This window comes from Paraburkholderia tropica (genome assembly GCF_900109265.1).
Classification (GTDB): Bacteria; Pseudomonadota; Gammaproteobacteria; order Burkholderiales; family Burkholderiaceae; genus Paraburkholderia; species Paraburkholderia tropica.
Window position 1 is genome coordinate 396,513 of the sequence record NZ_FNZM01000004.1, and the last position, 21,829, is coordinate 418,341.

The following is a 21,829-nucleotide window of genomic DNA, read 5'->3' on the forward strand; positions in this document are numbered from 1 at the left end:
GGCGCCGCGCGAGAGCGTGCCGTTACTTCGAGAGCGCGGCCTTGACGAGACCGGAGACGGCCGTCATGTCGGCGCGGCCGGCCAGCTTCGGCTTGAGCACGCCCATGACCTTGCCCATGTCCTGCGGGCCCGCCGCGCCCACCTGGGCGACCGCGGCCTGCACTTCGGCGGCGATTTCGGCGTCCGAAAGCTGCTCGGGCATGTAGGCAGCCAGAACGACCAGCTCGGCCTGTTCCTTTTCGACGAGGTCCGCGCGCGCGGCGGCTTCGAACTGGCTGATCGAGTCCTTGCGCTGCTTGATCATCTTGTCGATGACCGCCGTAATGCCCGCGTCGTCGAGCGTCACGCGCTCGTCGACTTCACGTTGCTTGATGGCGGCGAGCAGCAGACGAATCGTGGCGAGACGCTCGCTTTCGCGCGCGCGCATCGCGGCCTTCATGTCGTCGTTGATCCGGTCTTTGAGACTCATCACTCACCTGAATTGCGTTGGTTGCAGAAACCCGGAAAACCGGGGCAGTGAGGTCGTCCTGCCGAAACATCGTAACGAAGCATCGGAGAAACGCAAAAGCGAATGCAAAAACCCGCCTGGAAGCGTTTCCAGGCGGGTCGGTGCGGATTCGGCTGGGTTGCGACCACACCAGAGAACAACACGGCGCGCGACGGGATCCTGCAGGAACCCTGCGGGCCGGCGCGCCGCGCTGCTTGCGCCGTCATGGATTTCCGCGGACGGAACGGCCATGGCGGCGCGGAAATCAGTACATCTTCTTCGGCAGCATCTGGCTGCGCAGACGCTTGAAGTGCCGCTTTACCGCCGCCGCCTTCTTGCGCTTCCGTTCAGCCGTAGGCTTCTCGTAAAACTCACGCGCACGAAGCTCGGTCAGCAGCCCGTTCTTCTCGATCGTGCGCTTGAAGCGCCGCATGGCGACTTCAAAGGGTTCGTTTTCTTTTACGCGGATGGTCGTCATTTTCCAATAACGGATCGGGGGTAAAGAGGATCGAGTATAGCAGAGGGTTTTTCAAAAGACAGGTAAACGTCGAGCCCGTTTTACCCGCCTCAAAACCCGCTCAAGCCGCGCCGGTAAAGGCTGCGGCGGCTTCGCCCGCCGCCACGCCGGAGGCCCAGGCCCACTGGAAGTTGTAGCCGCCGAGCCAGCCCGTCACGTCCACCGCTTCGCCCACGAAATAGAGTCCCGGCACGCGCTGGCTCATCATCGTCGCCGACGACAGTTCGCGCGTATCCACCCCGCCGCGCGTGACCTCGGCCTTCTTGTAGCCCTCGGTGCCGGTGGGCGTGAGCGTCCACTTCGCGAGGCCGTCGCCGATGCGGCGCAGCGTCTTGTCGGGCAGATCGGCAATACGCGCCTCCAGCGGCACCTGATGCGTCTCCAGCCAGGCGTGCGCAAGCCGCGCCGGCACCCACTCGGCGAGCAGATTGCCGATCTGGCGTTTCGTCGCGCCCTTCGCCTCGATCAGCGCCTCGGTGGCGTCGCGATCGGGCAGCAGGTTCACGCGGATCGGTTGCCCAGGCTGCCAGAAGCTCGAAATCTGCAGGACGCCGGGGCCGGACAGGCCGCGATGCGTGAACAGCAAGTCTTCGTCGAAGGCGCCGCCGGTCTTGCGCTCGCCCGTCGCCACGTTCACCTCCAGCGAGACGCCCGCGAGCGGCACGTACGGCGCCCATTCGTCGTGCGCGAAGGTCAGCGGCACGAGCGCCGGACGCGTGTCGATCAGCTTGTGGCCGAACTGTTTGGCGACGCGATAGGCGAAATCCGTCGCACCGATCTTGGGGATCGACAGGCCGCCCGTGGCGATCACGAGCGCCTTCGCCCTGATCTGGCCCTGCGGCGTGCCGAGCACGAAACCGGTTTCGTCGGCGTGGCCGACCTGTTCGACCGGCAGCGGACGGCGCCACGCGACGCGCCCGGCGTCGCATTCGGCGCGCAGCACGTCGATGATCGCCTCGCTCGACTGGTCGCAGAACAATTGGCCCTTGTGCTTCTCGTGCCACGTCACGCGATGCTGGCGCAGCAGCGCGAGAAAGTCGCGCGGCGTGTAGCGCGCGAGCGCCGAACGGCAGAAATGCGGGTTGTTCGAAAGATAGTTGGCGGGACTGGCGTGCAGATTCGTGAAATTGCAGCGTCCGCCGCCCGAGATGCGGATTTTTTCCGCGAGGCGCGGCGCGTGATCGATCAGCGCCACGCGGCGTCCCTGCTGGCCGGCCACCGCCGCGCTCATCATGCCGGCCGCCCCTGCGCCGATCACGGCGATGTCGAATGATTCCATGGCGCGCATTTTACCTGTGCGGCCGCTCGCCATCGCCCGCCAGCCGTCTTGCGCGTGCGCTGCTATACTTTCAGGCTTCCCTTTTACTTTGTTTTAGCGACGGTTCGCGCCTCTTTGGCGGCCGTTGCGCGCCCCACCATGCTCGTACTCGGCATCGAAAGCTCCTGCGACGAAACCGGCCTCGCGCTCTACGACAGCGAGCGCGGCCTGCTCGCGCACGCGCTGCATTCGCAGATCGCCATGCATCGCGAGTACGGCGGCGTCGTGCCCGAACTCGCTTCGCGCGACCACATCCGCCGCGCGTTGCCGCTGCTCGAGGAAGTGCTCGCGAACAGCGGCGCGGCGCGCACCGACATCGACGCCATCGCCTTCACGCAAGGCCCTGGTCTCGCGGGCGCGCTGCTGGTGGGCGCGAGCATCGCCAACGCGCTCGCGATGGCGTGGAACCGGCCGACGGTCGGCATCCACCATCTCGAAGGGCACCTGCTCTCGCCGCTGCTGGTGGACGCGCCGCCGCCGTTCCCGTTCGTCGCGCTGCTGGTCTCGGGCGGCCACACGCAGCTCATGCGCGTGACCGACGTGGGCGTCTACGAAACCCTCGGCGAAACGCTCGACGACGCCGCCGGCGAAGCCTTCGACAAGACCGCCAAGCTGCTCGGCCTTGGCTATCCGGGCGGCCCGGAAGTCTCGCGGCTCGCGGAGTTCGGCACGCCGGGCGCGATCGAATTGCCGCGTCCGATGCTGCATTCGGGCGATCTCGACTTCAGCTTCAGCGGCCTGAAGACCGCCGTGCTCACGCATGTGAAGAAGCTCGGCCCGAATATCTGCGAACAGGGCAAGGCCGATATCGCGCGCGGTTTCGTCGATGCCGCCGTGGACGTGCTGGCCGCCAAGTCGCTGGCCGCGCTCAAGCAGACGAAGATGAAGCGCCTCGTGGTCGCGGGCGGCGTGGGCGCGAACAAACAGTTGCGCGAAAAGCTCTCGGCGGCGGCGCAAAAGCGCGGCTTCGAGGTGCATTACCCCGACCTGTCGCTGTGCACCGACAACGGCGCGATGATCGCGCTTGCGGGCGCGCTGCGCCTGCAGCGCTGGCCCGACCAGGCCACGCACGACTACGCGTTCACGGTGAAGCCGCGCTGGGATCTGACCTCGCTCGCGCAGCAGTGAGCGCGACGTCGGCGCAATAAAAAAGCCGCCTTTTCAGGCGGCTTTTTTACGTCAGCAACACACGCTTTCGACCCGATCAGGCCGACACGCGCTTGTCGTGTTCGATCACGGCGTAGGCGCTGTGATTGTGGATCGACTCGAAGTTTTCGGCTTCGAGCGTATAGGCGATCACGCGCGCGTCGGCGTTCAGACGCACGGCCACGTCGCGCACGAGGTCTTCGACGAACTTCGGATTCTCATAGGCGCGCTCGGTCACGAACTTCTCGTCCGGACGCTTGAGCAGGCCCCACAGTTCGCACGAGGCTTCCTGCTCGGCGATGACGATCAGCTCCTCGACCGCCAGCTCGCCGTCGAACTCCACGTTCATCGTCACGTGCGAGCGCTGGTTGTGCGCGCCGTACTGCGAGATCTTCTTCGAGCACGGGCACAGGCTCGTGACCGGCACGAGCACTTGCAGGAACAGGCGGGTCACACCGTCGCGCACGTCGCCCGTCAGCGTCACTTCGTAGTCCAGCAGACTTTCGACGCCCGACACCGGCGCGACCTTCTTCACGAAGTACGGGAACGACACTTCGATGCGGCCCGCCTGCGATTCGAGCTTCGCGATCATCGCGGTCAGCATCGCGCGGAACGTCGACGGTTCGAGCGGCTGCTTGTTCTCTTCGAGCAGCGCCACGAAACGCGACATGTGCGTGCCCTTCTGGTCGGCGGGCAGATGAACGTCGAGATTCCACGTGCCGACGCTCGGCTGCACGTCGCCTGCCGCCGTCTTCACGGTCAGCGGATGGCGCACGCCCTTCACGCCGACGCGCTGGATCGGGATCTGGCGGGTATCGACGGAACTCTGGACGTCCGGCATCACGAAAGCCGGATTCATCTGATTCATGTTCTTATCCTCAGGCCGCGCCGAACTGCGGCGCGCAAATGGCAAGCGCCGGCATGAGCCGGCGCTGGCTGGCGGAGCGCGGGTGCAAGACCCGTCCGCCGGTTCAATTGTGGAGTGGGCGGCGGCGGCGCGCGCGACGGTTTTCCGATGAAAACCCGCGGCGCCGCTCAGCGCGATCCAACTCAGGCGACGCGCATCACCGACTTGCCGGACGCGTTCGCCGCGCGGTCGAGGAAGCGCTCGCGAATCGACTTCGCGATCCCTGCCGCGTCGAGACCACAGCCCGCCAGCAGCTTGGCCGGGTCGCCGTGATCGATGAAACGGTCGGGGAGGCCCAATTGTAGTACGGGCTTGATAACCCCACTTTCAAGCAGGGATTCCACGACGGCCGAACCCGCGCCGCCCATGATGCAGCCTTCCTCGACGGTCACGAGGTAATCGTGCGTCTCGGCGAGCTGCTTGACGAGCTCCGCGTCGACCGGCTTCACGAAGCGCATGTTCGCGACGGTGGCGTCCAGCTCTTCGGCGGCGGCCAGCGACGGCGCAACCATCGTGCCGAACGCGAGGATCGCCACGCGCTTGCCTGCCGGCGCGGCGCTTTCGCGGCGCACTTCGCCCTTGCCCACCGGCAGCGCGGCCATCTGCTTGACGGTCGCGACGCCCGTGCCCGCGCCGCGCGGATAGCGCACGGCCGTCGGGCAGTCCTGCTGGAGCGCCGTGTACAGCATCTGACGGCATTCGTTTTCGTCCGACGCCGCCATGATCATCATGTTCGGGATGCAGCGCATGAACGCGAGGTCGTAAGCGCCCGCGTGCGTTGCACCGTCCGCGCCGACGAGGCCCGCGCGGTCGATCGCGAAGATCACCGGCAGGTTCTGCAGCGCCACGTCGTGGATCAGCTGGTCGTAGCCGCGTTGCAGGAAGGTCGAGTAGATCGCGACCACCGGCTTGAGGCCTTCTGCCGCGAGACCGCCCGCGAACGTCACCGCGTGCTGCTCGGCGATGCCGACGTCGAAGTAGCGATCCGGGAAACGCTTCTCGAACTCGACCATGCCCGACCCTTCGCGCATGGCCGGCGTGATGCCGACGACGCGGTTATCGAGCTCGGCCGCGTCGCACAGCCACTCGCCGAACACCTGCGTGTAGGTCTTCTTGGCGGGCGTGGTGGACGGCTTGATGCCTTCGGCCGGGTTGAACTTGCCGGGACCGTGGTACAGGACCGGGTCGGCTTCGGCGAGCTTGTAGCCCTGGCCTTTCTTCGTCACCACGTGCAGGAATTGCGGGCCGCGCAGTTCCTTGATGTTCTGCAGCGTGGGGATCAGCGAGTCGAGGTCGTGACCGTCGATCGGGCCGATGTAGTTGAAGCCGAATTCCTCGAACAGCGTGGCCGGCACGATCATGCCCTTCGCGTGCTCTTCGAGCTTGCGGGCGAGATCGAGCACCGGCGGCGCGTGACGCAGTACGCGCTCCACGCCCGCGCGAGCGGCGGCGTAGAAGCGGCCCGACATCAGGCGCGCGAGATGGCGATTGAGCGCGCCCACCGGCGGCGAAATCGACATGTCGTTGTCGTTGAGGATGACGAGCAGCGGCACGTCGTCTTCGACGCCGGCGTTGTTCATCGCCTCGAAGGCCATGCCGGCCGTCATCGCGCCGTCGCCGATCACGGCGATGCCCATGGCGTTATCGCCCTTGAGCTTGCTCGCGATGGCCATGCCGAGCGCCGCCGAGATCGACGTGCTCGAGTGCGCGGTGCCGAACGTGTCGTACTCGGATTCGTCGCGTTTCGGGAAGCCCGAGATACCGCCGAACTGACGCAGCGTCGGCATCTGGTCGCGGCGACCCGTGAGAATCTTGTGCGGGTAGGTCTGATGGCCCACGTCCCAGACGATGCGGTCGCGCGGCGTGTCGAACACGTAATGAAGCGCGATCGTCAGTTCGACCGTACCAAGGTTGGACGACAGGTGGCCGCCCGTTTGCGAGACGCTGTCGAGAACGAAAGCACGCAGTTCGTCGGCAAGCGGTTGCAACTGGCGGCGATCAAGGCGGCGCAAATCCGCCGGGTCGTCAATGGTTTTCAGCAAGTCGTACATCGTCGTTCCATTGTAGGAAATCGGGCGCTCCCGCACTTCTGTCGCGCATTACTTCCCGTTCATGCGCGCGGGCGGGTTGGCGCAATCAGCTAACCCGGTTCACCACCAGGTCAGCGAGTTCGGCGAGGCGCTGGGCGCGCGCGCCGAACGGTTCGAGCGCCGCGTGCGCGTCGGCGCGCAACTGCTGCGCGAGGGCGCGGGAAGCATCCAGACCGATGATCGACACGTAGGTCGGCTTGCCGTCCTTCGCGTCCTTGCCCGCGGTCTTGCCCAGCGTGGCCGAGTCTGCGGTCACGTCGAGAATGTCGTCCACCACCTGGAAGGCGAGGCCCACGGCCGCCGCGTACTTGTCCAGTGCGGCGAGGGTGTCGGCGGACGGCGTTTCGCCCGCCACCGCGCCCATGCGGACCGAGGCGCGCAGCAGCGCGCCCGTCTTCAGGCGGTGCATCGTTTCGAGCTGCTCGCGCGTGAGCGAATGGCCCACGCTCGCAAGGTCGATCGCCTGACCGCCGGCCATGCCGATCGAGCCGCTGGCGAGCGCCAGTTCGCGCACGAGCGACGCCTGACGCGGCGCGTCGACTACATCCGACGTCAGCGTGATGAAAGCTTGCGATTGCAGCGCGTCGCCGACCAGCAGCGCCGTCGGTTCGTCATATTTGACGTGTACCGTGGGCTTGCCGCGGCGCATGTCGTCGTCGTCCATGCAGGGCATGTCGTCATGCACGAGCGAGTAGACGTGGATCATCTCCAGCGCGCAGGCCGCCGCGTCGAGCGCCTCGGGCGTCGCGCCGGTCAGTTCGCCGGCCGCGTGGCACAGCAGCGGGCGCACCCGCTTGCCGCCGCCGAGCACGGCATAGCGCATCGCGTCGTGCAGCGGCGCGGGCTGGACGTCCGCTGCCGGCAAATAGTGATCGAGCGCGCTTTCGACCCGGTCGAGCACCAGCCGGGTCCATTGGTCAAATGTCATAGATCGTCGTCTCCGCCCATTGCGGAGCCTGTCGTATTGAGGGGCACGGGCCGCAGCGTTTCGCCGTCCAGCACGCGCACCTGTTGTTCAACCTTTTCGAGCTGCTGCTGGCAGAACTTCACCAGCACGGCACCGCGACGATACGCGGCCAGCGATTCCTCGAGGCTCAGGCTGCCGCCTTCCATGCGCGCCACGAGCGCGTCGAGTTCGGCGAGCGCGGCCTCGTAGCTGTCCGGCAGAGCCTCGGCTCCGTCCGGTACGCCAGCTTCCTGAGCCGCGCCAGCGCGGTCTTTCGATGCCGTTTTCGCCATCAGTGGTCGCCAAAATGAAACAAGGCGGACATTCTACGGCAAAAGCCCCCCATGCGCCCCGCTCGCCGGCTTCTGTACCGTCACGACCACATCACGCGGGCTTACAGGAATCGGTGCCGGAAGGTCGCGGTCGCCGCGATATTGTCGCTTTTTCGTCGCCTTCCCGCCGCAATTTCGCCGCAAACCGGGCAAAAATCAGTCACTTAGCCACCCCACCCCGGGGTAAACCAGTTATACTAGCCGGCTCCCTAAATCGAATCTTCGATGGTTGGGTTGTTCACTGCTTTCACGTCTTCATCGGGAGTGGGAATGTCCAATCTGAGCAATGCATTGCAGCTGAAGTCCATTCAAAGCCAGCTGCCAGTCACGGCTTACTTTGACGAAGCGCTTCTCAAGCGCGAAATCGAAACGCTTTTCCAGAAAGGTCCTCGCTACGTCGGCCACGAATTGATGGTGCCCGAAGCGGGGAATTATTTTGCGCTGCCCGGCGAAAAAGAGGGCCGCGTGCTGGTGCGCAACAAGAGCAACGAGATCGAACTGCTCTCAAACGTTTGCCGCCATCGCCAGGCCATCATGCTAAACGGTCGCGGCACCGCAGACAACATTGTATGTCCGCTGCATCGCTGGACGTACGACCTCAAGGGTGAACTGCTCGGCGCGCCGCACTTCGCGGACAAGCCCTGCCTCAACCTGAACAACACGCCGCTGCAAAAGTGGAACGGCCTGCTCTTCGAGTCGGCCGGCCGTGACGTCGCGCGCGATCTCGCGCGCCTCGGCCCCGCGAAACATCTCGACTTCACGGACTACATGTTCGATCACGTCGAGGTGCACGAGTGCAACTACAACTGGAAGACCTTCATCGAGGTCTATCTCGAGGACTACCACGTCGTCCCGTTCCATCCGGGTCTCGGCCAGTTCGTCTCCTGCGACGACCTGAAGTGGGAGTTCGGCGAGTGGTACAGCGTGCAGACCGTGGGCGTGCACAGCCAGCTCGGCAAGCCGGGCAGCCCCACGTACCGCAAATGGCACGACGAGGTCCTGCGCTTTCGCAACGGCGAGCCGCCCGAGTTCGGCGCCATCTGGATGGTCTACTACCCGAATCTGATGATCGAGTGGTATCCGCACGTGCTCGTCTGTTCGTGGCTGATTCCGAACGGCACGCAGAAGACCACCAATATCGTCGAGTTCTATTATCCCGAGGAAATCACGCTGTTCGAGCGTGAGTTCGTCGAGGCCGAGCGCGCCGCCTATATGGAAACGGCCATCGAAGACGACGAGATCGCCGAGCGCATGGACGCCGGCCGCCGCGCACTCATGGAACGCGGCGTCTCGGAAGTCGGCCCGTACCAGAGCCCGATGGAAGACGGCATGCAGCACTTTCACGAGTTCCTGCGCCGCGAACTGGGCGACATCTGAGCGCGGCTTCGAGGTCGCGCGCGGCCACGCCGGCGCACACTTCATGCCATCGACGGCATCACGGAAAGACGGGCTTCGGCCCGTCTTTTTGTTTAGACTGACGGCATCGGGCCCACGCTGTGCACACGCACATCCGGCGGCCGCGCACGATACCAGGAGCCGTCATGCCCCACACTCACTACACCACGCTGATCTCCGCCGCCAACCTGCACGAGCGCATGAGCGCCGCGCCGGGCAGCGTGCTCGTCTTCGACTGCCGTTTCGATCTGCTCGATCCCGGCGCGGGTGAAACGGCCTACGCCGCCGGCCATCTGCCGGGCGCGCGCTATCTGCATCTCGATCGCGATCTGTCCGGCGCCAAAACCGGCACAAACGGCCGCCATCCGCTGCCGGACCGCGCCTCGCTCGTCGCCACGCTGGCGAGCTGGGGTTTGAACGCGGGTCAGCAGGTCGTGGCCTACGACGCGCAAGGCGGCTCGTACGCGGCGCGGCTCTGGTGGCTGCTGCGCTGGCTCGGCCACGACTCGGTCGCGGTGCTCGACGGCGGCCTGCAAGCCTGGGAAGCGGCGGGCCTGCCGCTCGCGAAGGACGTGCCGGCAGCCACGCCGGGCACCTTCAAGGCAGGCGCGCCGCTGCAGGTGACCATCGACGCCGCGGCTGTCGTGCGCAATCTCACGGCACGCGAACTGACCGTGGTCGATGCGCGCGCCAGCGACCGCTATCGCGGCGAGAACGAAACCATCGATCCAGTCGGCGGCCATATTCCCGGCGCGAAGAACCGCTTCTTCAAGGACAACCTGAGCGCCGACGGCCGCTTCAAATCGGCCCATACGCTGCGCGAGGAATTCTCGGCGCTGCTGCCGGGCGTGACGCCCGAGCATGTGGTGCTGCAATGCGGCTCGGGCGTGACCGCCTGCCACAACGCGCTGGCGATGGAAATCGCCGGCATGCATGGCGCGGCGCTCTACGGCGGCTCGTGGAGCGAATGGGTCGCCGATCCGTCGCGCCCGGTGGCAACGGGGGCGAATCCCTGATCCGCTGTCATCCTCGGATCGCCGCGCGAACGTTGTGCGACGAAAGGCGTCGGCCTCAACCGACGCCGTGTTCCTTGAACCACGCGATCGCGCGCTTCCAGCCATCTTCGGCATCGGCCTTGCGATAGCTCGGCCGGTAATCGGCGAAGAACGCATGGCCCGCGTCGTCGTAGACGACGAACTGCGAGCCGCGCGCGCCCTGCGGTCCCTGCGCGATCGCCGCCTTCATCTGCTCCAGCGTGTCCTGCGGAATGCTGGTGTCCTGCCGGCCGTACAGCCCGAGCACCGGCACCTGCAGCGTGCCGGCGAGATCGAGCGGATTCTGCGGCGTATTCGCGGTGTGATCGCCCACCACGCGCCCGTACCACGCCACTGCCGTCTTGATGCGCGGATTGTGTTCCGCATAGAGCCACGCGTAACGCCCGCCCCAGCAAAAGCCGTTGACGCCCACGCGCTTCACGTCGCCGCCATGCTGGCCCGCCCAGGCGATGGCCGCGTCGATATCGCCGAGCACCTGCGCATCGGGCACCTTGCTCACGATGTTTTCGTTGATCTGCTGGATCGTCGGATACACCGAGGCGTCGCCCTCGCGCACGAAGAAGTCCGGCGCGATCGCCAGATAGCCGAGCTTCGCGAAGCGGCGGCACACATCGGCGATATGTTCGTGCACGCCGAAAATCTCGTGAATCACGATGATCACCGGCAGATGCGTCTTGCCGCGCGGCTGCGCGCGATACGCCGGAATGAGCGTGCCGTTCGACTGGAACGCGACTTCGCCCGCGTCGAGACCTTCGCTATCGGTGTGGATGGTTTGCGCGGACACCGGCAGCACCGCGGCGGCGAATCCGCTGCCGAGCGCGGCCTTGAGAAAAGTGCGCCGATCGAACGGCACATGCGGGACGAGACTATCGACTTCGGGCTTGAGCATGCAACGCTCCTCGCGATAAGAACAACGCCATCAAAAAAGAATGCGCCCGCAGGCGCATCACAGGATCAATGCAGTTTCACGCGCGGCAGCGTCGTGCGCCGCAGCCAGTGCGCGACGGTGTCAAGCACCATGCGCGCGTAGCCGTGCAGCGCGGCGATATGCAGCCGGTACAGCGACATGTACATGAAGCGCGCGAACAGGCCTTCGATCAGCATGCTGCCGCCGATCAGGCCGCCCATCAGATTGCCGACCGCGCTGAAGTGACCGAGCGACACCAGCGAGCCGAAGTCGCGATAGGTGAATTCGGGCAGCGGCCGACCTTCGAGCCGCATGCCCATCGAGCGGAACAGGAACGACGCTTCCTGATGCGCCGCCTGAGCGCGCGGCGGCACGCCGCGTTCGTTGCCGGGCCACTCGCAGGCGGCGCAGTCGCCGAGCGCGAAGACGTTGTCGTCGAGTTCGGTTTGCAGCGTGCGGCGCACGATCAGTTGGCCCAGCCGGTTGACGGTCAGGCCGTCGAGTTCCGAGAGAATCTGCGGCGCCTTGATGCCCGCGGCCCACACCGTGAGATCGGCGCGCACGGCCTTGCCGCTCGCCGTGCGCACGACGCCCGGCGCGACCTCGGTCACGCGCTCGCCGCTCAGAATGCGCACGCCGAGTTTCTCCAGCAATTCGGTCGTCGCCGACGACACGCGCTCGGGCAGCGCGGGCAGAATGCGCGGCCCCGATTCGATCAGCACGATCCCCACGTCGTGGCTCGGATCGAGCTTGTGCAGACCGTACGCCGAAAGCACCTGCGCCGTGTTGCGCAATTCCGCCGACAGTTCGACGCCGGTCGCGCCCGCGCCGACGATGGCCACCTGCACGCGCGGCTCTTCCTTGCCTTCGTGATCCCGCGTGACGGGTTCGGGCGCCTGATGTTCCGCGCGCATGCACGCGGCGATGAGCTTCTTGCGAAAGCGCTCGGCTTGCCCGACGGTGTCGAGCGCGATGGAATTCTCCGCCGCGCCCGGCACGCCGAAGAAATGCGTCGTGCTGCCGATGGCGAGCACGAGCGTGTCGTAGTCGAGCACGCGTTCGGGCAGCAGTTCGGCGCCGTCTTCGTCGTTGACGACACCGAGCGTGATGCGCCGGGCCGCGCGGTCGATGCCGACGAGTTCGCCCTGCTGAAACTCGAAGCCATGCCAGCGCGCCTGCGCCGCGTACTCGAGTTCCTGCGTGAAGGGGTCCATGCTGCCCGCGGCCACTTCGTGCAGCAGCGGTTTCCAGATGTGCGTGGGATTGCGGTCGACCAGCGTGACCGAGGCGGTCGGGCGGCCGCGTTTCGCGCGCGTTTCGCCGTAACGGTCGCCCAGCCGCGTCGCCAGTTCGAGCCCGCCTGCACCTCCGCCCACTACGATAAAGCGATGCATAGTTTCTCCGTGCATGTCGATTGGCGATAGAACGTCCGATGCGCGCCGCTTGTCCGCATCGAGTTGGACACGATGCATACAGCGGCACGGCCATCGGCCGTCGGTTCATTGTCGGATGACGGAGCGCGCGGCGGCAAGACGGGCGGCACACATGCATCACATGTGCTCCGCCCACTTGCGCGTGGCCGCGCGCGCGGTTACGGCTTAGTTACGGTTCGACTACTGCGCACGCGTCATACGTAAGCTCAGTGCGCGTTCAGTGCGCCCTCAGTGCGCTTCTTCCCAGTTCGCGCCCACGCCCACTTCGGCGACGAGCGGCACCTTCAGCTTCGCCACCGAGCACATCAGTTCCGGCAGGCACTTGCGCACTTCGGCGAGCTCCGCCTCGGGCACTTCGAGCACCAGTTCATCGTGCACCTGCATGATCATCTTCGTGCCGATCTTGCGCTCGTCGAGCCACTTCTGCACGGCGATCATCGAGAGCTTGATGAGGTCGGCGGCCGTGCCCTGCATCGGCGCGTTGATGGCGGCGCGCTCGGCGGCCTGGCGGCGCGGACCATTCCCGCCGTTGATCTCGGGCAGCCACAGTCGGCGGCCGAACACCGTCTCCACGTAGCCGCGCGATTTCGCGTCCATGCGCGTCTCGTCCATATAACGCGCGACGCCCGGATAGCGCGCGAAATACCGGTCGATATAGAGCTTCGCGGCGTCGCGCGTGATGCCGAGATTCGACGCGAGCCCGAATGCGCTCATGCCGTAAATCAGGCCGAAATTGATGACCTTGGCGATACGGCGCTGATCGTTGCTCACTTCGAGCGGCGTCACGCCGAACACTTCGGCGGCGGTCGCGCGGTGAATGTCGTCGCCGCGCGCGAAGGCCGCGAGCAGCGATTCGTCGCCCGAAATATGCGCCATGATGCGCAGCTCGATCTGCGAATAATCCGCCGACACGATCTTGCAACCCGGCGACGCGATAAACGCCTCGCGAATGCGACGGCCTTCGCCGGTGCGCACGGGAATGTTTTGCAGATTCGGATCGTTCGACGCGAGACGGCCCGTGACCGCGACGGCCTGCGCGTAGTTCGTGTGCACGCGGCCCGTCTGCGCGTTGACCATGCGCGGCAGCTTGTCCGTATAGGTGGACTTCAGCTTGGCGAGGCCGCGATGTTCGAGCAGCAGCTTCGGCAGCGGATAATCTTCGGCGAGCTTTTGCAGCACTTCTTCGTCGGTGGACGGCGCGCCGCTCGGCGTTTTCTTCACGATCGGCAATTGCAGCTTCTCGAAGAAGATCTGGCCGATCTGCTTGGGCGAACCGAGATTGAACTCGCCGCCCGCGAGCGCATACGCTTCCTGCTCGAGTTCGACGAGACGCACGGCGATCTGCGCGCTCTGCTTTTCCAGCCGCTCGGTGTCGATCAGCACGCCGTTGCGCTCCATCTTGCGCAGCACGCGCGACGTGGGCAGCTCGATGCTGCGATACACGTAATCGAGGCCCTTCTCCGGCGCAATCTGCGGATAGAGCGCGCGATGCAGTTGCAGCGTGACGTCGGCATCTTCGGCGGCGTATTCGGCGGCCGTTTCCAGCGCCACTTCGTCGAAACCGATCTGCTGCGCGCCCTTGCCCGCCACCTCTTCGTACTTGATCGTCTTGATGCCGAGATGGCGCAGCGCGAGGCTGTCCATGTCGTGCGTGCGATGCGATTCGAGCACGTACGATTCGAGCAGCGTGTCGTGCTCGACGCCGCCGAGTTCGATGCCGTAGTTCGCGAGCACCTGCTCGTCGTACTTCATGTGCTGGCCGACTTTCTTGTGCTGGGCGCTTTCGAGCCACGGCTTCAAGCGCGCGAGCACCTCGTCGATCGGCAATTGCTCGGGCGCGTCGGGGCCACGATGCGCGAGCGGCAGATACGCGGCCACGCCAGGCTCCGTCGAAAACGACATGCCGACGAGTTTCGCAACCATCGGATCGAGCGCGGTGGTTTCGGTATCGAACGCGGTGAGTTCGGCGGCTTCGATCTTCTTGAGCCAGGCGTCGAACTGCTCCCACGTCTGAAGGGTTTCGTAGTGACGCGGCGCGTCGACGAACAAGGCGGGCTGCACGTTCGCGTCTTTCGCGGGCGCATCGCCTTGCGTGGCGGCAGGCACCGTTTCGCTCTGCTGGCTCGCTTCGGTCACTTCGCGCAGCCACGTCTTGAAGCCGTGACGCGCGAAGATATCGCGCAGTTCCTCGCGCGCTTCGGGGCGCGTGGCGAGCGACGTTTCGATCGATTCCAGATGCGGAGCGAGATCGCACGCCGTCTCCACGGTGACGAGTTTTTTCGCCATCGGCAGGAAGTCGAGCGCATCGCGCAGATAACCGCCCACGGCGCCCTTGATTTCGTCCGCGTGGGCAATCACGCCGTCGAGCGAATCGTATTGCGTGAGCCACTTCACGGCCGTTTTCGGGCCGCACTTGTTCACGCCGGGCACGTTGTCGACCGTGTCGCCGATCAGCGAGAGATAGTCGATGATGCGCTCGGGCGGCACGCCGAACTTCGCGATCACGCCTTCGCGGTCGAGCGTTTCGTTCGTCATCGTGTTGATGAGCGTAACGCGCTCGGTCACGAGCTGCGCGAGGTCTTTGTCGCCGGTGGAAACGATCACCTTCATGCCGAGCTTTTCGGCCTGCGCCGCGAGCGTGCCGATGACGTCGTCGGCTTCCACGCCGTCGACCATCAGCAGCGGCCAGCCGAGCGCGCGCACCGCCGTATGGATAGGCTCGATTTGTGCTGCGAGCGGTTCCGGCATGGAAGGACGATTGGCCTTGTACTCCGGATACCAGTCGTCGCGAAACGTCTTGCCCTTGGCATCGAACACGCACGCGCTATACTCTGCCGTAACGTCCTTGCGCATTCGACGCAGCATGTTGATGATGCCGTAAAGCGCGCCTGTGGGTTCGCCGTCGGGACCGCGCAGATCCGGCATTGCATGGAAGGCCCGATAGAGATAGCTAGAACCGTCGACCAGTAATAAGGTCTTACCTTCCAGCTCAGTTTGTAGCTTCGTTTCCACGCGTAGTTCTTCAGGCATTATGGACAAGAGAAAAGTGATTCCGAGTCTGCGTTCACTCGCAGATCAAGAGCGCGCAACGGCCAAGAAGGCGCGCGCATCGTGGCAGATGTTCACGATTATGGCAGAGTTTATCGAGGCGACCGAATACCTGTCCGAGATCCGGCCAGCGGTCAGCATCTACGGCTCCGCGCGCCTGAAACCCGACTCGAAGTACTACCAGCTGGCCAGCACGATCGCGCGAAAAGTGTCCGACGCGGGCTTCGCCGTGATCTCCGGCGGCGGTCCCGGCATCATGGAAGCGGCCAACCAGGGCGCGCACGCGGGCAAGTCGCCGTCGGTGGGTCTGAACATCGAGTTGCCGCACGAGCAGTCGGGCAATCAGTGGCAGGACATCTCGCTGCGCTTCCGTCATTTCTTCACGCGCAAAGTCACGTTCGTGAAGAACTCGGACGCGGTCATCGTCATGCCCGGCGGCTTCGGCACGCTCGACGAACTGGCCGAAGTGCTCACGCTCATCCAGACCCGCAAGTCGCGTCACGTCCCCATCATTCTGGTGGGCGCGGAATTCTGGGCGGGCCTGCTCGCGTGGTTCCGTTCGGCGCTCGTGCCGATGGGCCTCATCAATCCGGAAGACATGGATCTGATGCAGGTGATCGACGACCCCGACCAGGTGCTCGAAGCGGTGCTGAAGTTCTACGAGGACAGCGGCGAGGAGGCGGAGAAGGAACATCCCGCACGCGGCGACTCCGACGAAGACCGCATGTTCTATCTGTAATGGCTTGATGGAGCGTGCTTGACGCAACGGCGCGCGGGCCTCCCGAGGTCCGCGTGGCGCGGCGTAACGCTTTATCGCTATCGAGGCGCGATCGCTGCAAGGCATCGCGCCGTTTTTATTTCTGCGGCTTTCGGCGGCTTTCTTCAGGCTTGCAAGCGCCGATGTTGCGCATGCTTGCGCACATGCGCATCACGCCGTCACGGCCTGCGCCATCTGCGCCGGTTGCGCGCGCGCCTGCTCCTCCAGCCACGCGCAGAACTGCGCGACTTCGGGCACGTCCGCCACTTCGCGACGCGCCACCCACCAATAGCCGCGCGCATCCAGCAGCGGTCCCGCGAGCGGCGCGACGAGCCGGCCCGACGCCAGTTCGTCGTCGAGCAGCGGCAGCGGTCCGAGCGCGACGCCCAGACCATCGACCGCCGCCTGCAAGGCCAGATAGAAGTGATCGAACGACTGCTTCTTGCGGCAGCGCGCCTTCACGTCCGCCGCCGCGAGCCACGCGCGCCACGCATCCGGACGCGTATCCGAATGCAGCAAAACGTGGCGCGCGAGATCGTCGGCGTGCTGGATCGGCGCACGCTTGAGCAGCGTGGGACTGCAGACCGGCAACTCCATTTCGTCGAGAAAGTGGCCGCTCGCACAGTCGCGCCAATGCGCCGGGCCGCGCCGCACGGCGACGTCGAACGCCGCGAGCGTCTCGACCGGCGCGTTCGACGTCGACAGACGCAGTTCGACATTCGGCGCGAGCCGCTGAAACTGCGAAAGACGCGGCAGCAGCCATTTCATGGCGAAGGTAGGCAGCGCACTCACGCGCAGCACCCGCACGGCGCCCGTGTCGCGCAACTGCTCGGTGGCGCGCGCGATGTCGTCGAAGGCGGCCTGAACGGACGCGAGATAGCGCCGACCGTGCTCGTTGAGCGCGACGCGCTTGCCGTGCCGATGAAACACCTGCACGCCCACCCACGCCTCGAGTGCGGCAACCTGGCGGCTGATGGCACCGTGAGTCACATGGAGTTCGCCCGCGGCGGCCGTGAAACTGTTATGCCGCGCGGCGGCTTCGAACGCACGCAGCGCCGGAAAGGGAGGAAGCGATCGGGACATGCTTGTGATTCTAGATCACAAGAGACGCGCTAAAAAATCGTTTTGTGGCACAGCGATTCGGCGCTACCCTCGCTGCTTGCCACAGAGGTTCCCGCATGCATAAACATCCCGCCGATCCGCCCCACCACAACGAGCCCGCGCCGCAGAACGCGCTCCACCAACCGAGCGTGCGCGAAATCTTCCTCGGCTTCCTTGGTCTCGGCTTCACTTCGTTTGGCGGCGCGCTTCCGCTGGCGCGACGCGCCATCGTCGAGCAGAGACGCTGGCTCAGCGGCGCGGAGTTTACCGATCTGCTCGGCTTGTGCCAGTTCCTGCCGGGTGGCAACGTCATCAACCTCTCGGTGGCGATCGGTATGCGCTTTCACGGCTGGCGCGGCGCGCTCGCGGGACTGCTCGGGCTGATCGCGGGACCGTCGATCGTCGTGGTCGGGCTCGGCGTGCTCTACGAGCGCACGCAAAACGATCCGCACGTGCGCCATCTGTTCGTCGGTCTCGCGGCGGCGGCGGCCGGGCTGCTCGTGTCGATGGCGCTGAAAATCGTGCTGCCGCTGCGCCACGACAAGTCGGCGGCGGTCGTCGCGCTACTCGGCTTCGTGGCCATCGCCGCGCTGCGCGTGCCGCTACTGCCGACCATGCTCGTGCTGACGCCGCTCGGCGTCGCACTGGCCGCGCGCGCCGCGCGTCGCGAAGGTGGTGCGCGATGAACTCGACACTCGTTGCGCTCGCCGCGATCTTCAGCCAGCTCTCGCTGCTCGCCTTCGGCGGCGGCAACACCATCCTGCCGGAAATGCAGCGCCAGGTCGTCGAGGTGCATCACTGGATGCCCGCCAGCGAATTCAGCGCGCTGTTCGCACTCGCGCAGGCCGCGCCGGGCCCGAACATGATGATCGTGACGCTCGTCGGCTGGCACGTGGCCGGCTGGGCGGGCATGCTGGTGACCTCGATCGCGAAGTTCGGCCCGTCGTCGCTGGTGACGATCGCGGCGCTGCACGCGTGGGACCGCTTCAAGGACCGGCCGTGGCGCCGCATCGCGCAGCGCGGACTCGTGCCGGTCACGGCGGGCCTCGTCGCGGCGAGCGCCGTACTGATCGCCAAAGCCTCCGACCCGACGTGGATCGCGTGGGCGATCACCGGCGTTTGCGCCGCGCTGGCGTTCCGCACGAAGATCCATCCGCTCTGGCTGCTCGCGGCGGGCAGCCTGATCGGACTGACCGGATTCGGGCAGTGACGCGGCACAATGCTGCGGCCCTGGATTGATTCGGAATGCGATTTGAATCGACGGACACCGCATTGCAACGCGACGACCAACACCCGCCGCGCAATGCTTGTCACGATTTCTTCTGAAGATTATGCGCGCTGATTTTGCAGTGCAGCAATTCGTCGCCTAGAGTGAAACTTGTCTCACTCGTGCGTTTCACAGGCACGATTCGCGGGCCGCTGACGAGCGGCTCTTTTTTTGCGCGTTGACCGTTCGGCAGACTTGCGTGGCCTCATCGGCACGCGGACGGCGGCCGTGCGCATTCGCCACTGGCCGAACGGCTTGCTACACCGCTTTCCCCGCCTTTTCCGCACGCGATTTGAACGAACGCACAGCACGCCGCCTCGGCGTGTTGCGCGTATGCATCACGCGCTGCCACGGCGCCACGGCCTGACTAGATTGATGAGCAGGACAACAGGCGACGGCAGGTGACGAATTGGTGGAACCGCATTCCGACTGCACGATGACGCAGACGTTCGAGCCGCGCACATGGACATACGGCTGGAATTTGTTCGTGACCGCGATCGTGGTGATCGCGCCGCTCGCGCTCATCCTCATCGAATACAAGTTACGCGACGAGATCTGCGCGCTGCGCGGCCGCGAAGCGTGTCACGCGCTGGAATTCTTCACGCCGGCGATGATGGCCGCTGCGCTCGCCATGGTGCTGCCGTGCATGAATCTCGCGTTCACGCGCCCTCAATTGCAGCCCTTACCGCCCGCGCCTTCGTTCGCGCGATTTGCCGCGCGCCGCCGCTGGGCGCGTCGAAATTGCGTCGCCCGACGTCGAAACCGCGCGAATACTTTGATCTGGATACTCGATCACGGCATTGCCTTCTTTGCGCTAGTTTTATCGTGCGGCATCTTTGCGATGTGGCTGCTGAGCCTGCATCCCGAAGGCAGCCCCGGTGCGGGAGAAACATGGGGCACCCCTCACAAGCTGAGTTGCGCAACTTACGCACTGGCCACGCTACTCACCTTGTCCAAAATTACCCTGGAGCGGTACAGAAAATGAATGAATGGCCCGTAGAAGTCCTGTTCGGCATTCCGGCCGCGGCGATCGTCGTTGGCATCATCGGATCGTATGCGCTGCACCGCTGGCTATGCTCGGTCGACCGGATGAACGCGCTCTTCGCTCAGGCGGACGCCGCCGAGTTGGCGCTGCGGCGCGTGTCCTATCGACAACCTACAGCGGTTCCCGTGGATCCCTTCACGCGTATCGGCATGAACGTGAAGGCGCGCGACCTCGCTATCCGCATCGATGGCGGTCGCTATGCGCGGCTGCCCGCAAACGTCATGTATGCCGCGCCGGCGTGAACGGCGGGTGGCGCGATACGCATTCGCGCATCGCGCACAGACACCCGCCGCCGAATCGCGTCGTTACTGGAACGCCACTTCCGCGAAGCTGCGCAGCTTGCGACTATGGAGCTTGTGCAAGCCGTTCGTGCGCAGGATCTCCATCGCCAGCACGCCAATCTGCAAATGCTGATCGACCTGCGCGCGATAGAACGAATCGGCCATGCCGGGCAGCTTCAGTTCGCCGTGCAGCGGCTTGTCCGACACGCACAGCAAGGTGCCGTACGGCACGCGGAAACGGAAGCCGTTCGCAGCAATCGTTGCGCTTTCCATATCGAGCGCGATTGCACGGCTTTGCGACAGGCGCTGTACCGGTTCGCGATGATCGCGCAGTTCCCAGTTGCGGTTGTCCACACTCGCCACCGTGCCCGTGCGCATCACGCGCTTGAGTTCCACGCCGTCGAGCTGCGTGACCTGAGCAACCGCGCGTTCGAGCGCCACCTGCACTTCGGCGAGCGCGGGAATCGGCACCCAGAGCGGCAGGTCGGCATCGAGCACGTGATCCTCACGCACATAGCCGTGCGCGAGCACGTAGTCGCCGAGACGCTGCGTATTGCGAAGCCCCGCGCAGTGGCCCAGCATGATCCAGGCGTGCGGACGCAGCACCGCGATGTGATCGGTGATCGTCTTCGCATTCGACGGCCCCACGCCGATGTTCACCATCGTGATGCCGCTGCCGTCCGCGCGCTTGAGGTGATACGCGGGCATCTGCGGCAGACGCGCGGGCGTAGTGCCCTCGACATCCTGTTCGCCGAGATTCGCGTTGTACGTAACCACGTCGCCGGGTTCGACAAAGGAGGTGTATTCGCTGCGATAGTTGCGCAGATCGGCGTCGTCGGTGCGCGCCATCATGGCGCGGCCCAGCTTCACGAACTCGTCGATATAGAACTGATAGTTCGTATAAAGCACGTAGTTCTGGAAGTGCGTGGGCGCCGTGGCCGTGTAGTGCTTCAGGCGATGCAGCGAGAAGTCCACGCGCGGCGCCGTGAAGAGCGCCAGCGGAAACGGCTCGCCGGGCGCCGGTTCGTAGGTGCCGTTCACGATGCGGTCATCGAGTTCCGCGAGGTCGGGCGTGTCGAATACGTCGCGCATCGCGAACAGGCGCTCGCGGTCGAGATCGCCTTCGAGGTGGATGCCTTCGGCGAACGCGAAGTGAATGGGAATGGGCTGCTGCGAAACGCCCACTTCGATCGACACATGATGGTTCTTCGCGAGCAATCGCAATTGTTCGCGATAGTAGTTGCCGAACAGGTCCGGGCGCGTGATGGTGGTTTCGAATTCGCCGGGGCCGGCCACGAAACCGTACGAGCGCCGCGAGTCAATATGCGTATTGACGGCCGTGCGAATGCACACGAACGGATAGCATGCGCGCACGCGCCGCTCGAATGCCTCTCCGCGGCGGTAGCGCGCGAAGGCATCGCGCAGGAACGAGGTATTCGCTTCGTAGATGGCCGCGAGGCGCGCCACGGCGTCGGCGGCGTCTTCGAAGGCTTCGACGGGAAAGTCGTGTGGTGGCGTCATGAAGGCCCGCCCGTTGATGTCGTTTTTCATTGTCGTTTGCCCTGGTTCGTTTCAACGACATTAGCACGGAAGCAGGACAATCTGACATCGCCCTGTGCGCAAACGGGAGATTCTTCATCGCTGCGCGAGCCCCCGCCGCGCGGGGACGCGGACCGCCCCGCCGGCGCGGACCGACACGCGAATCGAGGCGCGAATTTGCTAGAATTGGAGGATCCCGGTCTGTGCCGGGACCAGATTACGGCGTTGACCTGCCAGGTCTGGTCAACAGGAGAATCA

Annotated in this window: 20 protein-coding genes; 8 read left to right on the top strand and 12 right to left on the bottom strand. The window is 65.2% G+C overall.

Translation table 11 applies throughout. The features are described from left to right. Positions 1–22 precede the first annotated feature (22 nt). The 3 genes from BMY06_RS08465 to BMY06_RS08475 form a co-directional block, all read right to left on the bottom strand. Positions 23–469 (bottom strand): GatB/YqeY domain-containing protein, encoded by a 447-nt coding sequence (locus BMY06_RS08465; RefSeq protein ID WP_065059952.1) that lies wholly within the window; start codon positions 467–469, stop codon positions 23–25. Between the two features lie 283 nt (positions 470–752). Continuing rightward, a complete protein-coding gene (gene rpsU, locus BMY06_RS08470; RefSeq protein ID WP_065059953.1) occupies positions 753–965 on the bottom strand; it encodes a 30S ribosomal protein S21 in 213 nt (70 codons plus the stop codon). 100 nt (positions 966–1,065) lie between these two features. Beyond that, positions 1,066–2,283 carry a BaiN/RdsA family NAD(P)/FAD-dependent oxidoreductase gene (locus BMY06_RS08475; protein WP_074982715.1) on the bottom strand — a complete coding sequence of 406 codons (1,218 nt, stop codon included), beginning with the start codon at positions 2,281–2,283 and terminating at the stop codon, positions 1,066–1,068. A gap of 138 nt (positions 2,284–2,421) precedes the next feature. Between BMY06_RS08475 and tsaD the strand changes: the two genes are divergently transcribed. Further along, positions 2,422–3,450, top strand: coding sequence for a tRNA (adenosine(37)-N6)-threonylcarbamoyltransferase complex transferase subunit TsaD (tsaD, locus tag BMY06_RS08480; protein WP_065059955.1), 1,029 nt, complete (start codon positions 2,422–2,424; stop codon positions 3,448–3,450). Between the two features lie 76 nt (positions 3,451–3,526). Here the strand turns inward: tsaD and folE2 are convergent, their stop codons facing one another. The 4 genes from folE2 to BMY06_RS08500 form a co-directional block, all read right to left on the bottom strand. After that, on the bottom strand, positions 3,527–4,336 hold the full coding sequence (gene folE2, locus BMY06_RS08485) for a GTP cyclohydrolase FolE2 (RefSeq protein WP_065059956.1): 810 nt from the start codon (positions 4,334–4,336) through the stop codon (positions 3,527–3,529). A gap of 182 nt (positions 4,337–4,518) precedes the next feature. Continuing rightward, positions 4,519–6,426 (bottom strand): 1-deoxy-D-xylulose-5-phosphate synthase, encoded by a 1,908-nt coding sequence (dxs, locus tag BMY06_RS08490; RefSeq protein WP_065059957.1) that lies wholly within the window; start codon positions 6,424–6,426, stop codon positions 4,519–4,521. 85 nt (positions 6,427–6,511) lie between these two features. Continuing rightward, the gene (locus BMY06_RS08495; RefSeq protein ID WP_065059958.1) at positions 6,512–7,393 is read right to left on the bottom strand and encodes a polyprenyl synthetase family protein; all 882 of its coding nucleotides are present in this window, start codon (positions 7,391–7,393) and stop codon (positions 6,512–6,514) included. After that, positions 7,390–7,704 (bottom strand): exodeoxyribonuclease VII small subunit, encoded by a 315-nt coding sequence (locus BMY06_RS08500; RefSeq protein ID WP_065059959.1) that lies wholly within the window; start codon positions 7,702–7,704, stop codon positions 7,390–7,392. Before BMY06_RS08500 ends, BMY06_RS08495 begins: the two co-directional genes overlap by 4 nt. A gap of 309 nt (positions 7,705–8,013) precedes the next feature. On the opposite strand from BMY06_RS08500, the gene BMY06_RS08505 reads away from it, so the two are divergent. Further along, complete coding sequence (locus BMY06_RS08505; RefSeq protein WP_065059960.1) at positions 8,014–9,120, top strand: aromatic ring-hydroxylating oxygenase subunit alpha; 1,107 nt, start codon at positions 8,014–8,016, stop codon at positions 9,118–9,120. A gap of 164 nt (positions 9,121–9,284) precedes the next feature. Further along, complete coding sequence (locus BMY06_RS08510; RefSeq protein WP_074982588.1) at positions 9,285–10,154, top strand: sulfurtransferase; 870 nt, start codon at positions 9,285–9,287, stop codon at positions 10,152–10,154. Positions 10,155–10,209: 55 nt separating this feature from the next. On the opposite strand, the gene BMY06_RS08515 is transcribed toward BMY06_RS08510, so the two are convergent. The 3 genes from BMY06_RS08515 to polA form a co-directional block, all read right to left on the bottom strand. Next, positions 10,210–11,082: a dienelactone hydrolase family protein gene (locus BMY06_RS08515; protein WP_065059962.1), complete on the bottom strand. Its 873-nt coding sequence runs from the start codon at positions 11,080–11,082 to the stop codon at positions 10,210–10,212. 65 nt (positions 11,083–11,147) lie between these two features. Further along, the gene (locus BMY06_RS08520; protein WP_065059963.1) at positions 11,148–12,494 is read right to left on the bottom strand and encodes an NAD(P)/FAD-dependent oxidoreductase; all 1,347 of its coding nucleotides are present in this window, start codon (positions 12,492–12,494) and stop codon (positions 11,148–11,150) included. 267 nt (positions 12,495–12,761) lie between these two features. Further along, complete coding sequence (polA, locus tag BMY06_RS08525) at positions 12,762–15,563, bottom strand: DNA polymerase I (RefSeq protein ID WP_065059964.1); 2,802 nt, start codon at positions 15,561–15,563, stop codon at positions 12,762–12,764. 1 nt (position 15,564) lies between these two features. On the opposite strand from polA, the gene BMY06_RS08530 reads away from it, so the two are divergent. After that, complete coding sequence (locus BMY06_RS08530) at positions 15,565–16,320, top strand: LOG family protein (RefSeq protein ID WP_065059965.1); 756 nt, start codon at positions 15,565–15,567, stop codon at positions 16,318–16,320. 189 nt (positions 16,321–16,509) lie between these two features. Here the strand turns inward: BMY06_RS08530 and BMY06_RS08535 are convergent, their stop codons facing one another. Further along, complete coding sequence (locus BMY06_RS08535; protein WP_065059966.1) at positions 16,510–17,421, bottom strand: transcriptional regulator GcvA; 912 nt, start codon at positions 17,419–17,421, stop codon at positions 16,510–16,512. Between the two features lie 95 nt (positions 17,422–17,516). On the opposite strand from BMY06_RS08535, the gene BMY06_RS08540 reads away from it, so the two are divergent. From BMY06_RS08540 to BMY06_RS08555, 4 genes are all read left to right on the top strand, one after another. Further along, positions 17,517–18,125 (top strand): chromate transporter, encoded by a 609-nt coding sequence (locus BMY06_RS08540; protein WP_074982590.1) that lies wholly within the window; start codon positions 17,517–17,519, stop codon positions 18,123–18,125. Then, positions 18,122–18,649: a chromate transporter gene (locus BMY06_RS08545; RefSeq protein WP_074982592.1), complete on the top strand. Its 528-nt coding sequence runs from the start codon at positions 18,122–18,124 to the stop codon at positions 18,647–18,649. The genes BMY06_RS08540 and BMY06_RS08545 overlap by 4 nt, the downstream gene beginning before the upstream one ends. Before the next feature lie 493 nt (positions 18,650–19,142). Beyond that, on the top strand, positions 19,143–19,691 hold the full coding sequence (locus BMY06_RS08550; protein WP_124263082.1) for a hypothetical protein: 549 nt from the start codon (positions 19,143–19,145) through the stop codon (positions 19,689–19,691). Beyond that, the gene (locus tag BMY06_RS08555; protein ID WP_065059970.1) at positions 19,688–19,993 is read left to right on the top strand and encodes a hypothetical protein; all 306 of its coding nucleotides are present in this window, start codon (positions 19,688–19,690) and stop codon (positions 19,991–19,993) included. Before BMY06_RS08550 ends, BMY06_RS08555 begins: the two co-directional genes overlap by 4 nt. Positions 19,994–20,056: 63 nt before the next feature. Here the strand turns inward: BMY06_RS08555 and BMY06_RS08560 are convergent, their stop codons facing one another. Continuing rightward, positions 20,057–21,583 carry an AMP nucleosidase gene (locus tag BMY06_RS08560; protein ID WP_065059971.1) on the bottom strand — a complete coding sequence of 509 codons (1,527 nt, stop codon included), beginning with the start codon at positions 21,581–21,583 and terminating at the stop codon, positions 20,057–20,059. Positions 21,584–21,829: the final 246 nt, after the last annotated feature.

Coding starts and splice junctions, on each gene's coding strand:
- BMY06_RS08465 (WP_065059952.1), bottom strand. CDS start 469: ATGAGTCTCAAAGACCGGATCAACGACGACATGAAGGCCGCGATGCGC.
- rpsU (WP_065059953.1), bottom strand. CDS start 965: ATGACGACCATCCGCGTAAAAGAAAACGAACCCTTTGAAGTCGCCATG.
- BMY06_RS08475 (WP_074982715.1), bottom strand. CDS start 2,283: ATGGAATCATTCGACATCGCCGTGATCGGCGCAGGGGCGGCCGGCATG.
- tsaD (WP_065059955.1), top strand. CDS start 2,422: ATGCTCGTACTCGGCATCGAAAGCTCCTGCGACGAAACCGGCCTCGCG.
- folE2 (WP_065059956.1), bottom strand. CDS start 4,336: ATGAATCAGATGAATCCGGCTTTCGTGATGCCGGACGTCCAGAGTTCC.
- dxs (WP_065059957.1), bottom strand. CDS start 6,426: ATGTACGACTTGCTGAAAACCATTGACGACCCGGCGGATTTGCGCCGC.
- BMY06_RS08495 (WP_065059958.1), bottom strand. CDS start 7,393: ATGACATTTGACCAATGGACCCGGCTGGTGCTCGACCGGGTCGAAAGC.
- BMY06_RS08500 (WP_065059959.1), bottom strand. CDS start 7,704: ATGGCGAAAACGGCATCGAAAGACCGCGCTGGCGCGGCTCAGGAAGCT.
- BMY06_RS08505 (WP_065059960.1), top strand. CDS start 8,014: ATGTCCAATCTGAGCAATGCATTGCAGCTGAAGTCCATTCAAAGCCAG.
- BMY06_RS08510 (WP_074982588.1), top strand. CDS start 9,285: ATGCCCCACACTCACTACACCACGCTGATCTCCGCCGCCAACCTGCAC.
- BMY06_RS08515 (WP_065059962.1), bottom strand. CDS start 11,082: ATGCTCAAGCCCGAAGTCGATAGTCTCGTCCCGCATGTGCCGTTCGAT.
- BMY06_RS08520 (WP_065059963.1), bottom strand. CDS start 12,494: ATGCATCGCTTTATCGTAGTGGGCGGAGGTGCAGGCGGGCTCGAACTG.
- polA (WP_065059964.1), bottom strand. CDS start 15,563: ATGCCTGAAGAACTACGCGTGGAAACGAAGCTACAAACTGAGCTGGAA.
- BMY06_RS08530 (WP_065059965.1), top strand. CDS start 15,565: ATGGACAAGAGAAAAGTGATTCCGAGTCTGCGTTCACTCGCAGATCAA.
- BMY06_RS08535 (WP_065059966.1), bottom strand. CDS start 17,421: ATGTCCCGATCGCTTCCTCCCTTTCCGGCGCTGCGTGCGTTCGAAGCC.
- BMY06_RS08540 (WP_074982590.1), top strand. CDS start 17,517: ATGCATAAACATCCCGCCGATCCGCCCCACCACAACGAGCCCGCGCCG.
- BMY06_RS08545 (WP_074982592.1), top strand. CDS start 18,122: ATGAACTCGACACTCGTTGCGCTCGCCGCGATCTTCAGCCAGCTCTCG.
- BMY06_RS08550 (WP_124263082.1), top strand. CDS start 19,143: ATGACGCAGACGTTCGAGCCGCGCACATGGACATACGGCTGGAATTTG.
- BMY06_RS08555 (WP_065059970.1), top strand. CDS start 19,688: ATGAATGAATGGCCCGTAGAAGTCCTGTTCGGCATTCCGGCCGCGGCG.
- BMY06_RS08560 (WP_065059971.1), bottom strand. CDS start 21,583: ATGAAAAACGACATCAACGGGCGGGCCTTCATGACGCCACCACACGAC.